General features: G+C 36.1%; 13 protein-coding genes and 1 tRNA gene. 3 read left to right on the forward strand and 11 right to left on the reverse strand.

The window, feature by feature from the left end; genetic code table 11:
* Positions 1-377 precede the first annotated feature (377 nt).
* The 6 genes from AB1630_06185 to AB1630_06210 form a co-directional block, all read right to left on the reverse strand.
* Entirely contained in the window at positions 378-809 is a 432-nt protein-coding gene (locus AB1630_06185) for a divergent PAP2 family protein (GenBank protein ID MEW6103389.1), read from the reverse strand.
* Positions 793-2,058 carry a pitrilysin family protein gene (locus tag AB1630_06190; GenBank protein ID MEW6103390.1) on the reverse strand — a complete coding sequence of 422 codons (1,266 nt, stop codon included), beginning with the start codon at positions 2,056-2,058 and terminating at the stop codon, positions 793-795. The genes AB1630_06185 and AB1630_06190 overlap by 17 nt, the downstream gene beginning before the upstream one ends.
* 12 nt (positions 2,059-2,070) lie before the next feature.
* Positions 2,071-4,104 carry a polyribonucleotide nucleotidyltransferase gene (locus AB1630_06195; GenBank protein MEW6103391.1) on the reverse strand — a complete coding sequence of 678 codons (2,034 nt, stop codon included), beginning with the start codon at positions 4,102-4,104 and terminating at the stop codon, positions 2,071-2,073.
* A gap of 64 nt (positions 4,105-4,168) precedes the next feature.
* Positions 4,169-4,636: a TIGR00725 family protein gene (locus AB1630_06200; protein MEW6103392.1), complete on the reverse strand. Its 468-nt coding sequence runs from the start codon at positions 4,634-4,636 to the stop codon at positions 4,169-4,171.
* The gene (locus AB1630_06205; protein ID MEW6103393.1) at positions 4,633-4,992 is read right to left on the reverse strand and encodes a flagellar biosynthesis anti-sigma factor FlgM; all 360 of its coding nucleotides are present in this window, start codon (positions 4,990-4,992) and stop codon (positions 4,633-4,635) included. The genes AB1630_06200 and AB1630_06205 overlap by 4 nt, the downstream gene beginning before the upstream one ends.
* 194 nt (positions 4,993-5,186) lie before the next feature.
* On the reverse strand, positions 5,187-5,558 hold the full coding sequence (locus tag AB1630_06210; protein ID MEW6103394.1) for a TraR/DksA C4-type zinc finger protein: 372 nt from the start codon (positions 5,556-5,558) through the stop codon (positions 5,187-5,189).
* Positions 5,559-5,660: 102 nt separating this feature from the next.
* On the opposite strand from AB1630_06210, the gene nuoL reads away from it, so the two are divergent.
* The 3 genes from nuoL to AB1630_06225 are packed head-to-tail and all read left to right on the forward strand — an operon-like array spanning position 5,661 to position 8,903.
* Positions 5,661-7,463 carry an NADH-quinone oxidoreductase subunit L gene (nuoL, locus tag AB1630_06215; GenBank protein ID MEW6103395.1) on the forward strand — a complete coding sequence of 601 codons (1,803 nt, stop codon included), beginning with the start codon at positions 5,661-5,663 and terminating at the stop codon, positions 7,461-7,463.
* Positions 7,463-7,771 (forward strand): hypothetical protein, encoded by a 309-nt coding sequence (locus tag AB1630_06220; protein ID MEW6103396.1) that lies wholly within the window; start codon positions 7,463-7,465, stop codon positions 7,769-7,771. Before nuoL ends, AB1630_06220 begins: the two co-directional genes overlap by 1 nt.
* Positions 7,758-8,903, forward strand: a complete 1,146-nt coding sequence (locus AB1630_06225) for an LL-diaminopimelate aminotransferase (protein MEW6103397.1) — start codon at positions 7,758-7,760, stop codon at positions 8,901-8,903. Before AB1630_06220 ends, AB1630_06225 begins: the two co-directional genes overlap by 14 nt.
* Before the next feature lie 38 nt (positions 8,904-8,941).
* On the opposite strand, the gene AB1630_06230 is transcribed toward AB1630_06225, so the two are convergent.
* The 5 genes from AB1630_06230 to AB1630_06250 form a co-directional block, all read right to left on the reverse strand.
* On the reverse strand, positions 8,942-9,883 hold the full coding sequence (locus AB1630_06230) for a KpsF/GutQ family sugar-phosphate isomerase (GenBank protein ID MEW6103398.1): 942 nt from the start codon (positions 9,881-9,883) through the stop codon (positions 8,942-8,944).
* 6 nt (positions 9,884-9,889) lie between these two features.
* Positions 9,890-9,964: transfer RNA gene (locus AB1630_06235), tRNA-Pro, on the reverse strand.
* Between the two features lie 7 nt (positions 9,965-9,971).
* Positions 9,972-10,274, reverse strand: a complete 303-nt coding sequence (locus AB1630_06240) for a MerR family transcriptional regulator (protein MEW6103399.1) — start codon at positions 10,272-10,274, stop codon at positions 9,972-9,974.
* Positions 10,275-10,332: 58 nt separating this feature from the next.
* A complete protein-coding gene (locus tag AB1630_06245; GenBank protein MEW6103400.1) occupies positions 10,333-10,602 on the reverse strand; it encodes an HU family DNA-binding protein in 270 nt (89 codons plus the stop codon).
* A 637-nt stretch (positions 10,603-11,239) separates the two neighbouring features.
* The coding region (locus AB1630_06250) for a diguanylate cyclase (protein MEW6103401.1) at positions 11,240-12,609 on the reverse strand (1,370 nt) is incomplete at its 5' end.

Raw genomic sequence — 12,609 nt, forward strand, 5'->3', positions numbered from 1 at the left:
ACATTGGGATTTCATTTGTCATTGGGATTTGGACATTGGGATTTTTATTCTTTGGCTTCATTATTTTCCTTAACATTATCTAAACATATACATTCCTTATTTCCCTATAGGGTGAATAGTTACAAATTATAGAGGATATTCCTGAATCACAGCCTGTGAAGGTTACTGAATATTTAGCTCTAAAGTTATTCTTCTAAAAGATATTGTTCAAATATCTCCTTTGGAAGGTTTATTTTACCCTTCTCAATCGTTGCCTTCATTTGGCATCACCTCCGTATAAAAATTCAAAAGTCAAAATAATCCTTGAGTTCAAAATTTTCCTCCCTCCTCACTCATCCCTTCTCTCTATTTCTATCCTGTCTTCTGTTCCTGTGCCTTCATGTTAAAAGAATTGCAACAATTACGCCAAGAATTCCGCCAGCAATAACCTCAATTGGGCTATGTCCTAAAAATTCCTTTACCCTTTCCATATCTATCCTTCCATCCTCTATCATTTTATTCAAAATCCTTGCCTGTTGTCCAGACGACCTCCTTACAGATGCCGCATCGTTCATAATGATAAATGTAAAGACAAGGGCTATAATAAACAAAGGAGATGTCCAACCACTTGTCCTTCCAATTGCAACTGTTAAGGCAACAGAGCCTCCTGAATGGCTGCTTGGCATTCCACCTGTTCTAAATAGGGTTCTTGCATTAAATTTGTGATGCTTTATCGTATAAATAAAGGATTTTATTACCTGGGCTATTATCCACGACAAAAATGGTGCTAAAAATATTGGAAGGGAAATAACCTCAAAAAATGTTTTCATCTAATGAAAGCTCTTCCTTCTTAATGGGGCCAATAAATGCAAAGGAATATTGCGATGGTAAAAAGATGCTATTTGCCAAATCCTGAATGTCTTTTGAAGATACTAAATCAATCATTTTCATTATCTCGTCCACCGAAAATTGCCTCTTAAAATATGCCTCCTGCTTTGCCAATCTTTCCATCCTATTTGCTGTATTCTCCAAGCTTAAAAGAAAAGCCCCTTTTATTTGCTCCTTTACCTTATTAAGCTCTTTTTCTTTTACCTCTTCTATCTTTATCTTTTTGAATTCATCCATAATAAGGGAAATTGCCTTTTTATAATTCTTTGTAGAGGTTCCACAATATACAGCGAAAAGCCCACAATCCCTGAATGACTGGGGATAGGAATAAATAGCATAAGCAAGACCCCTTTTTTCCCGTATCTCGTAGAATAGCCTTGAGCTCATTCCACCACCCAATATTGTGTTAAGAATGCTTATAACAAACCTTTTTTCATGACTTACAGGAAGCCCTCTTGTTCCTATGCAGAAATGAACCTGCTCTGTATCCTTTTCCTTATTGATTATATGGGATTGAATACTAGGTATTGGAATTTGTTTTTCTGAATCCTTATCTTTTTCTTTTGAAAAATGCCTGGCAACCAATTCCCTTGTCTTTTCAAAATTGATGTTTCCTGCAATACTAATAAGCATCCTTTTTGGAATATAAAACCTTGTATAAAATTCTAAAATCCCATCTCTATCCATCAAAGAAAGGGTCTCTTTTTTTCCAATAATTGGTCTTCCTAAGGGATGACCTGAAAGGCTTCCTTTGATTAGTAAATCGTGAATCTCATCATCTGGCGTATCTTCATACCTTGCAATTTCTTCTAAAATAACATTTCTTTCCATCTCTATGTCTTCTTTTTTAAGGAGCGAATTGTTTACAATATCAGAAAGGAGCTCAATTGCCTTTTCAATATGCAGGGACGGAAGCTTTGCATAATAACAGGAATATTCCTTTCCTGTAAATCCATTTAGTTCTCCACCCAATCCTTCAATGGTTTCAGATATTTCCCTTGCAGACCTTTTTTCTGTCCCTTTAAATAGAAGGTGTTCAATAAAATGGGAAATTCCATTTTCCCTTTCTTCCTCAAAAATAGAGCCTGAACTTACCCATACACCTATTGTAGCTGATTCTACATAGGGAACGCTTTCACAGATGAGGGTTATACCATTTTCTAATACAAATTTTTGGTAGTTCTCAACCATTATGTATGTTTTTTAATTGTTTGGTATTGCTTGTTTCTTTGAAAGATTTATCCTTCCCTGATTATCAATGCTTATAACCTTAACGCTTATCTCATCCCCTTCCTTTACAACATCCTTAATTTCCTTTACCCTATAATGTTCCAGCTCAGATATGTGGACAAGCCCTTCTTGACCTGGCAAAATCTCAACAAATGCACCAAAGTTAACCACCCTCATTACCTTTCCCTTATAAACCTTTCCAACCTCAACCTCTTCTGTAAGATATCTTACCATATCAAGGGCTTCATTTAGCTTTTCTTGCTCAGGATGAAATATAGAAACCTTGCCATCATCCTCTACCTTAATTTTTGCCTGGGTAACCTCTATTATCTTTTTGATATTTTTTCCAGAAGGGCCTATTAAATCCTTAATTTTATCCTGTCTTATATTTATAACAACAACCTTTGGTGCGTATTGAGAAATTTTAGGAGAGGGCTTTGATAGGACGCTATTCATCTTATCAAGGATAAAGAGCCTTCCTTTCTTTGCCTTCTCAAAGATTTCCTTTATTGTTTCTAAATCTATGCCTAAAATCTTTACATCCATCTGAATGGCTGTTAAACCATCCTTTGTTCCTGCTGTTTTAAAATCCATATCTCCTATATGGTCTTCCATACCTGTTATATCTGAAAATATAGCAATTTTTCCATTCTCTTCTATAAGACCCATTGCTATTCCAGAAACAGGGTCTAATATTGGAACACCTGCATCCATAAGGGAAAGAGAGCCAGAGCAGACAGATGCCATAGAGGTAGAACCATTTGATTCCAGTATCTCAGAGACAATCCTAATTGTATACGGAAAAGAATTAGAATTTACAATAACAGGAATCAATGCTTTTTCTGCCAATGCACCGTGTCCAATCTCCCTTCTTCCAGGTGCTCTCATTTGCTTTGGTTCACCTGTAGAATACGGTGGAAAATTATAGTGAAGCATAAATTTTTTAAACCACTTTCCCTCTATTTCATCTATTATTTGCTCATCATCAGTGGTTCCAAGTGTTGTTATTGCCATAGCCTGGGTTTTTCCCCTTGTAAATATAGCTGAGCCATGCGTCCTTTTTAGGACAGAAACCTCGCAATTTATCTCTCGTATCTCATCAAGGGATCTTCCATCTTCCCTTATGCCCTCATCAATCATTTTCTTTCTTATTATTTCCTTCTCTATCTTCTCAAAGAAATATTTTACATCCTTTCTTGTCCCATTTTCCAAGGAGGGGCTTATTTCATCCCATATCTTATCTATATCTATAGCCTTATCTTTTATTCTTTCGCAATAAAGCTCCCTTATCTTTTTTTCTACTTCTTCACTATGAATTTCCTTTATAATGGCTGTTTTCTCCTTTTCTTTTAATTCCTTTTGGAGGTCAATAAGGATATTTATATAGCCCTTTCCAAACTCAATAGCCTCTAATATTTCATCCTCTGATACTATCTTGCAACCAGCCTCAATCATAGTAATTTTATCCTTACGACCTGCAATGACAATATCAAATTTGCCCTCTTTTCTCTCCTCAAATGTAGGGTTAAGTATAAGCTTTGTTCCTATCTTCCCAATCCTTACCCCTGCAATAGGGCCATTATCAAATGGAAAAGAACCTGATATTAATGCAGAAGATGCGCCGAGGATACCTAATATATCAGGGTCATTTTCATTATCTATTGATAAGACAGTGCTATAGATATAAAGCTCATTTCTAATGTCTTCATCAAATAATGGTCTGATTGACCTATCAATAAGCCTTGCTGAAAGGATCTCTTCTGGCTTTGGCGCACCCTCCCTTTTTATAAACCCACCAGGGAACCTTCCTGCTGCATAATACTTATCCCTATAATCAACAACCAGAGGAAAATAATCACATCCGCTTCCTTCTCTATTTACTGTTGTTGTAACAAGGACAACCGTATCGCCATAGGTTACAAGGGCTGACCCATCTGCGGCCTTTGCCAGCTTATTTACTTCAATGGTAAGCTTTCTTCCGCCTAACTCACATTCTATAGATTTCACTTTTTAAATAGTATAGCCTAAGAGGATAATTTTTGTCTATTATTTTTTAGAAATTTCCCAACTTTTAAGATTTTAGAAGCTTAAGGGCTTTTGAAACAGCAGATTTTGGGGAATTGGCTCTGATTATCGGAATTTCTGCAAATTCATAAGAAAAATCCCAGGTATATAAGCCAATAATAGGCTTTTTAAATTGAAGGCCATAGGCTATTTCAGAAAGGGTTCCATAGCTTCCATCAATGGCAATAATTGCACAAGATGATAGGACAACAATTATATTCCTTGCATAGCCAATGCCTGTTACAATAGGAATATCAATATATGGATTAGAAGAAGAAGGGTCAATCCCTGGCAAAATCCCAATTGTTAATCCATTTTCTTCTTTTGCACCTTTGCAGGCTGCCTCCATTATCCCAGAAAGCCCTCCACAAATAAGGATACAATTATTCCTTGCTATTTCTTTTCCTGTTTCATAGGCTGTCTCAAGAATTTCTTTTTTTGGATTTTCTCCACCAATAACGCCAATTCTAATCATTCCGGGAAAAATACAGTGGTTATTCTTTCTACAATTCCTTTGTTTATTCTTGGGCTATCTATTCCCCCTTTAAGCAATTTTATAGCCTCATTTATTTTTTCTTCCCTTACATCAGGAACATCTTTTACCATAGAAAGAATTTTAGAAAGGTAGTATGCTGTTTTTGCTCCCTCAGAGATTGTTGCCTCGTCATAGCCAGAGGATATTGATGTTTCTCCTAATGTGGGCATAATATATGTTTTTTTGGGAGAAGATAAAAGATCAGAGAAAGAGATAGAAACTTCCTCCTTTTTCTTTATAATATTTGGGGGAGTCTCTTTTGGTTTAATATCCCCATTTATCTTTGAAAAATCCATATTGTTCTCCTTATTTATTTATCGGCATTTTTTCAAAATAACTTTAAGAAAAAATTATCATAGTCCTATGAAAATATCCTTTCCTAGTGTTGTTAAAAATAATACTTCCTTATTAAATATGAGGAAAAAGCTTTGGTATATTTAAAGCTAATGGTTAAAAGCCAGGAAACTCATAGCTAAACATATACTACAAATTAAGTTTTAGTCTTTCCTTCCTGGCATTTAATGCAGAGCCTTGTGAAGGGGATAATTTCAAGCCTTTCTATTGGTATATCCTCTTTGCATTTTTCACAGATGCCATAGCTTCCATTATCCATCCTTAATGTAGCCTCATCTATCTCTCTGATGATGTTTGAGATATTCTTAATAATGAAAATTTCTTTTTCCTGTTCGTATTCATCACCTGCAACATCAGCGATGTGACGGGGGCTTACAGAAAGATTTCCTACCTCATCCCGCACCTGCTTATGAAGATACTCATCCTCAAGATTTCCCTTTTCCTTAAGGTGCTCCTTTCTAATGGCTAATAGCCTTTGTCTAAATCTTTTAATATCATTCTTTTCCATATTGCTTTAAATTATAATTTTAAATTGCAAAAAAGTAAATTTTTTTTCTTGGCAAAAATTATCCTTTGACCAAAATGGGTTATGTTTGGTAAAATTTGAATTATGAATTTAGCATATCTTATTCCCCTTTTGCCTCTGGCTTCCTTTGCGATTATTTCTTTGCTAACCCTTCGCTATAAAACCTTAAGCTCGCTTATCTCAATTTTTGCTATTTTTTCCTCCCTTTGTCTATCTTGCAAAATAGGGATTGATTTCATTAACAACCCAAATCCTATAAACCTTACAATCCCCTGGTTTATAACCGGAGAGACCCAAATTTCTTTGGGTGCAATTATAGACCCTCTTTCAATTGTAATGCTTATTGTTGTCTCTTTGGTAAGCCTTCTTATTCAGATATACTCAAGGGGATATATGGAGGGAGACCCTGGATTTTCAAGGTATTATGCCTTTCTTTCATTATTTTCCTTCTCAATGCTTCTTCTTGTCCTTTCAAATAATTTTGTCCAGATGTTTATTTCTTGGGAGCTTGTTGGCGTATGCTCTTATTTGCTGATTGGATTTTGGTATCATAAAGATTCTGCGGCAGAGGCTGGAAAAAAAGCATTTATTACAACAAGGATAGGCGATGTTGGCTTTCTTATCGGCATCCTTCTTATCTTTAGCCTTTGCTCTACCTTTGATTTTAAAGAGGTATCAGAGCAAATTGGAAATGGGCTTATTTCACCCTCTATTTTAACTTTAATTTGTATCCTTGTCTTCTGTGGTGCGATTGGAAAGAGCGCCCAATTTCCCTTACATGTCTGGCTTCCAGATGCAATGGAAGGACCTACACCTGTATCTGCCTTAATCCATGCTGCAACAATGGTTGCGGCTGGCGTATATCTTACAGCAAGGCTATTTGGGATATTTTCTCTATCTCTACCTGCAATGGAGATTATTGCAGCTATAGGAGGGTTTACAGCAATATTCTCTGCAACCATTGCTATAGCACAAAATGACATAAAAAGAATAATAGCATATTCAACCCTTTCGCAATTGGGCTATATGATGCTTGCATTAGGTTGTGGAGGCTATATAGCAGGAACATTTCATCTTACAACACATGCATTCTTTAAAGCCCTGTTGTTTTTATGTGCAGGTTCTGTAATCCATAGCATCCATTCAAATAATATCTGGGATGCAGGTGGTCTTTTTAAGAGAATGCCAATTACCGCGATAACATTCGTCTGTGGTGGTTTAGCCCTTTGTGGAATTCCGCCCCTGTCTGGATTTTTCTCTAAGGAGATGATTCTTGTTAGTACTTACGAAAAAAGCTCCCTATTGTTTGTCCTTGCAATACTTACGGTATTTTTAACATCCCTTTATACATCCAGGTTATTCTTTGTTGTCTTTTGTGGAAGCGAAAAAGGACACCCTCATGAATCTCCTTTAACAATGACAATTCCAATGATAATTCTTGCCTTTCTTTCTGTTGTATCTGGCTTTTTTGAGGCTTCTTTTTCGGTATTTATGGGAAGCCATCATCATAGCGAGCCCAATATACTCCTTACCATCATTTCTGTCTCCTTTGCTTTTTTTGGAATATTTGTCTCCTGGGGTATTTATGCAAGAAAGATTATTTCTAATACAGAAATAACCCAAAGGTTTTCAATAATTTCCAATCTTTTAACCAACAAATATTGGATTGATGAGATATATGGTAAAAGCATCATTGCTCTAACAAAGGCTACGGCAACAATAAGCGGATGGTTTGACCTATACATTATAGATGGTCTTGTAAATGCAACGGGATTTTTGACAATAGGCTCTGGAAGGATCTTAAGGTATATCCAGACAGGCCTTATCCAAAGCTATATTTTATTTGCTTCCTTTGGAATAATTTTTCTTATTTTCTTATTCCTCTAATGCCAGGTCCAGCAGATATTCAGATAACCCTAGCCCAGCAGGTATTAGCAGCCCAGCAGCAACAGCTACATCAACAGCAACCCGTTGTTCACCAGGAGCATCAAATATCTATTGATAAAACAAAAATCCATGAGGAAGAAATAGGCGTTCAATCCCTTGAAAAAGGTGGCCAGGGAATAAAGATAGAGGAGAAAAGGACAAGGGGAAGGCTTATAAAGAAAAGGAGAAAAAGGCAAGAGAAGGAAGAAAAAGAGGAAGAAAAGGTATCTAATGGAATAAGGGGGAGGGTTATAGATGTTGTTGGATAGAAGCTTAAGATTAAAAAGCCTTCCAGAATATCCCTTTGCAAGGATTGATAGGCTAAAGAAGGAGGCAAAAGTAGATATTATTGATTTGGGTATAGGAGACCCAGACTTACCAACACCAGAATATATAATTTCTGCTTTAAAAAATGCAATAGATAACCCAATTACCCATCAATACCCTCCGTATAGTGGCTATTCTTCCTTAAGATGTGAAATTGCCTCATGGTATAAAAAAAGATTTGATGTAGACCTTAACCCTGATAAAGAGATATTGCCATTGCTTGGCTCAAAGGAGGGAATTGCCCATATCCTATTTTCCATAATCAACCCCTGCGATTATGTCCTTACACCAGATCCAGGATACCCTGTTTATAAATCAGCAACGATCCTTTCTGGCGGTATTCCAAGGATTGTTCCATTGCTTTCCAAAAATGGATTTTTACCAGACCTGGATAATATTGATCCAAATGGATGCAAGGCATTTTTTCTTAATTACCCAAATAATCCAACAGGTGCTACTTGCTCTCTGGATTTTTTAAAAGACCTTGTCCACTTTGCCAGGAAAAACAATATAATTATCCTATTTGATCTTGCATATTCAGAGGTTTATTTTGATGAAAAGCCTCCAAGCCTTTTACAGATAGATGGAGGAATGGATGTTGGTATTGAATTTCATTCATTCTCAAAGACATACAATATGGCAGGATGGAGGCTTGGTTTTTGCGTAGGGAACAGGGATATTATAAAATCCCTCCTTGACCTTAAGACAAACCTTGATTCTGGGATATTTGGAGCAATTCAATATGCTGGAATATCTGCCTTAAAGAATGAAGGCTTTGTTGATGAAATGAGGAAAGTTTATAAAAGAAGGCTGGATATATTAACAGATGGTCTTTCTTCTTGCGGATTTAAGGTAGATATGCCAAAGGCAACATTTTATCTTTGGGCTTCTATTAAAGGCCCTTCCCTTGATTTTTCAGAGAAACTTTTAAAAGATACAGGCGTTGTTGCAACCCCTGGCATTGGCTTTGGCAAATATGGTGAAGGGTTTATAAGATTTTCAGTAGCAAGCCCTGATGAAAGAATAAAAGAGGCTGTTTCTAGGATAAAGAAATGGCACAGTTTTCAACAGTAAAACCTACAAAAATGTTATATAAAATAGATTATAATTTTTTAAATCCCTGCCTTAATAATATCGTGGATATGGATAACACCAATTGCCTTGTTTTCTTTGTTTTCAACAATCAAAGATGTTATTGAAAAATCCTCCATAGTTTGTAATGCCTTGATTGCCAAAGCATCCCTTTCTATTGTCTTTGGGTTTTTTGTCATAATATCGCCTGCTTTAAGAGAAAATATATCTTTTTCAAAATGCCTTCTTAGGTCTCCATCTGTAATTATCCCACAAACCTTTTGAAAGGCATCAACAACAATGGTCATCCCAAGCCTCTTTTTTGTCATTTCAATAATTGCTTCTTTTATACCTGCATCTCTATTTACAATGGGAATCTCATCTTTCTTATGCATAATATGGGAAACCTTGAGCAAAAGCCTTCTTCCTAAACTTCCCCCTGGGTGAAGGAGACTAAATTCATCTTCTGTTAAGCCTTTTTTCTCTAAAACTGCAATAGCTAAAGCATCTCCCATAGCAAGAGCCGCTGTTGTTGAAGATGTTGGGACAAATCCAAATGGACAAGCCTCCTTTTGGACAGAGACATCTATAAAAACATCTGCATTTTTTCCTAAAAAAGAGCCCTTTTTTCCACATAGGGCAATAATCTTTATCTTTAACCTCTTTATGCTTGGAATAAGCCTGTTTATCTCATCAGTTGAGCCTGAATTTGAGACAATGATAAAAAGGTCATCCTTTGTTATCATTCCAATGTCTCCATGCATACCCTCTGTTGGATGGAGAAAGAATGCAGGTGTTCCTGTTGATGAAAGGGTTGAGGCAATTTTTCCTGCTATTAGCCCAGATTTTCCAACGCCGCTTACAATAACCCTTCCCTTGCAATTTAAAATAAGCTTAATTGCTTTATTGAATGAGCTATCAATCCTCTCAATAAGAGAAAGAATTGCCTCTCCCTCTATTTTTAAAACCTCCTTTGGATTCATATTTAATCGGGGCGAGCCGATTCGAACGGCCGACCCCCAGCCCCCCATGCTGGTGCGCTAGCCAGGCTGCGCCACGCCCCGGGTTTTATTACTTTAATATATTTAAAAGCTCTTTTAGCTCCTGTTTTACTTCTGTTATAAAATTAGGGGTCTCTTTTTCTTTTGATTTTAGGTATTTTTTTACGCCATCTATTGTAAATCTTTGTTCGTATAGCAGGCTCTTTATCTTCTTAAGGAGATCAATATCCTCCTTTCTATACCTTCTATGTCCAGTTTTTGTCCTTTCTGGTTTTATCTCCTTAAAACAGGATTCCCAATATCTTAAAACATAGGGTTCTATTTCTAAAATAAAGCTTGCCTCTTTTATTGTCCAAAATAGCTTATTTTCCATAAAAAAATAAGAAAAGGGCAACCTTTAATAAAAATTGATTGCCCCTTTCCTTCTCCTCTCACTTAATCGCCTTCTTTAATGCCTCTCCTGGCTTAAAGACGGGAACCTTTCTTGCAGGAAGCTTTATCTCTGCCCCTGTGCGAGGATTTCTTCCTGTCCTTGCTGCCCTTTTTCTAACAGAGAAACTTCCAAAACCGATAAGCTGAACCTTATCTCCCTTCTTTAATGCCCCAGCAATTCCTTCTGTTACGGCATCAATTGCCTCGGCAGCTTGTTTCTTTGTTAGCCCTATCGCTGCTACCTTGTTCACCAGGTCTTGTTTTGTCACCTATCTCACCTCCTAATTATTAAATTTTAATAATTTATACACTAAACTTCCTTTTTTGTCAAGGATTATTTATTTATTTTTTGGCAATATCAGTGTGTGTATGGGTAGTTTCGTTACTTTGAAAAAAATTTTTCTTAAGAATAGCTTAAAAATTGCCGATATATTATTTATAATAAAATGGTATGTGTTCAAGTGCTTTATAATTCATTCACCTTATATAGAAGTAGGAAGTGGGAAGTAAATGTTTCTTATTAAACCTTTGTCTTAATTCTTCATTCTTTTACTTCTTACTTCTCACTTATTTCATTGCTTTCTTTAAATATTAGCTAAACACGTACCTTAAAAGTCTCTTGCAGTTTGGACAAGAAGAGGTTTTTATTTCCTCTAAAAGGTTGTTGTAATCTTTGTTCATTTACTTTATTTATCGGCATTTTTGTTAAAAAGCTTAAGTAATTAGCTAAACACATACGAAATGTGGCTATAATCTACAAAGAAGAATTGAACACTTTGCTTGCTGAAAACTTTAGCTTTGAATATGGCTAAAATTCGCAAACCAATTTTGTTTGCGTATAACAGAAAATTCCTCCTTGAAAAATCAAGAGTTTGCAAGGTGGTTTGTAAAGTTGAGTTAAACACATCAATCTCCCACCACCACTCTATTTCTTCCTTCTTGCTTTGCCTTGTAAAGGCATTCGTCGGCAATTTTTAGAAGCCCTTCAGGAGAGCTGGCGGATGGGAAAAAGGAGACACCAAGGCTTGCTGTAAGGGAGAATGGCACCTCTTCCATTATCATTTTGTGTTTTGCAATGTTTTTTCTTATCCTCTCTGCAATTTCAGAAGCTATTTTAACCTCTGTCTCTGGAAGCAATATTCCAAATTCATCTCCACCAAACCTTCCAACAATATCATCCTTTCTGACACTCTTTTCTATTATATGGCTAATGGTCTTTATAAGCCTATTCCCTTGATTGTGTCCAAATGTATCATTTACATATTTTAATCTATCAAAATCAAGCATTATAAAAGAGAAGGGTTTGTTATTATTCTTGTGTATCTCAAATTGTTTATCCAAAGAAGACCTAAAATACCTAAAGTTAAAGACACCTGTTAGCTCATCCTTTATTGCCATTTCCTCCTCTTTTAAGAATAGCCTTGATCTCTCAACAGCCATTGAGAGCTGATCTGTTAATATGGATAAAATCCTTCCAGACGTAGGTGAGAATGATGTTTTTGTGCTTGCTATGGCTAGAACGCCAATTACCCTCTTTTTCTCAACAATCGGTGCTGAAAGGTATGAAATTATTCTTTCTTTTCCCTTTCCCTTCTCTCCCATTGTCTCAAGCTCAACAACCCTTTTTATCCCCTTTTTCCTTATAGGATTTAACCTTAACCAATCGTTTAACATCCTTTTTTTAAGACCTAATATCTTTTGAGATGAAGATAAATCCATTATTTTTACCATACCTTTAAACCCTTTCTTTCTTAAGATAATATATCCTGCAAGGGAATAGCCAAAATAATCCTCTGCACCATCAAGGGAGACCTTAAACAGCTCATTCTCATCAAGGATATTTGCTAAGTCTCTACTTATCTTATATAAAAATGAAAGCTCCTTTGTTTGTGCCCTTAATTCCTCAAGCTCATCAGCTTGCTTCTTTAGTTTTTCAAGGCTTTCTCTATGAATTGCCTCTTGTTTCTTATCCTTTATCTTTTTTGCCTCTTCATAAAGAGCGGCAACATCCTCCATCTTCTGCTTTATTCTCAATAATGCCTCAATCTTTTCCTTCTGCTCTCCTAGCTCATCAATCTCTGTTCTTGGCTTTTGCTCCTTTAGCCTTTGCAGGGTCTCCTTTTGTCTTTGAAGCAAAGAGACCTCTTCCCTTATCTTTTCCCTCTTTAATGTCTCAATCTCTCCCTGTAATTCCTTTATCTTCTCATCTTTTTCTCTTCCTTTTTCTCTTTCTTTCAGAAGCTCATCTCCTACATCACTTATTGGTTTTTCTTTCT

The organism is bacterium, assembly GCA_040753555.1.
In the GTDB taxonomy this organism is placed as follows: Bacteria; UBA9089; UBA9088; order UBA9088; family UBA9088; genus JBFLYE01.

Coding starts and splice junctions, on each gene's coding strand:
- AB1630_06185 (MEW6103389.1), bottom strand. CDS start 809: ATGAAAACATTTTTTGAGGTTATTTCCCTTCCAATATTTTTAGCACCA.
- AB1630_06190 (MEW6103390.1), bottom strand. CDS start 2,058: ATGGTTGAGAACTACCAAAAATTTGTATTAGAAAATGGTATAACCCTC.
- AB1630_06200 (MEW6103392.1), bottom strand. CDS start 4,636: ATGATTAGAATTGGCGTTATTGGTGGAGAAAATCCAAAAAAAGAAATT.
- AB1630_06205 (MEW6103393.1), bottom strand. CDS start 4,992: ATGGATTTTTCAAAGATAAATGGGGATATTAAACCAAAAGAGACTCCC.
- AB1630_06210 (MEW6103394.1), bottom strand. CDS start 5,558: ATGGAAAAGAATGATATTAAAAGATTTAGACAAAGGCTATTAGCCATT.
- nuoL (MEW6103395.1), top strand. CDS start 5,661: ATGAATTTAGCATATCTTATTCCCCTTTTGCCTCTGGCTTCCTTTGCG.
- AB1630_06220 (MEW6103396.1), top strand. CDS start 7,463: ATGCCAGGTCCAGCAGATATTCAGATAACCCTAGCCCAGCAGGTATTA.
- AB1630_06225 (MEW6103397.1), top strand. CDS start 7,758: ATGTTGTTGGATAGAAGCTTAAGATTAAAAAGCCTTCCAGAATATCCC.
- AB1630_06230 (MEW6103398.1), bottom strand. CDS start 9,883: ATGAATCCAAAGGAGGTTTTAAAAATAGAGGGAGAGGCAATTCTTTCT.
- AB1630_06240 (MEW6103399.1), bottom strand. CDS start 10,274: ATGGAAAATAAGCTATTTTGGACAATAAAAGAGGCAAGCTTTATTTTA.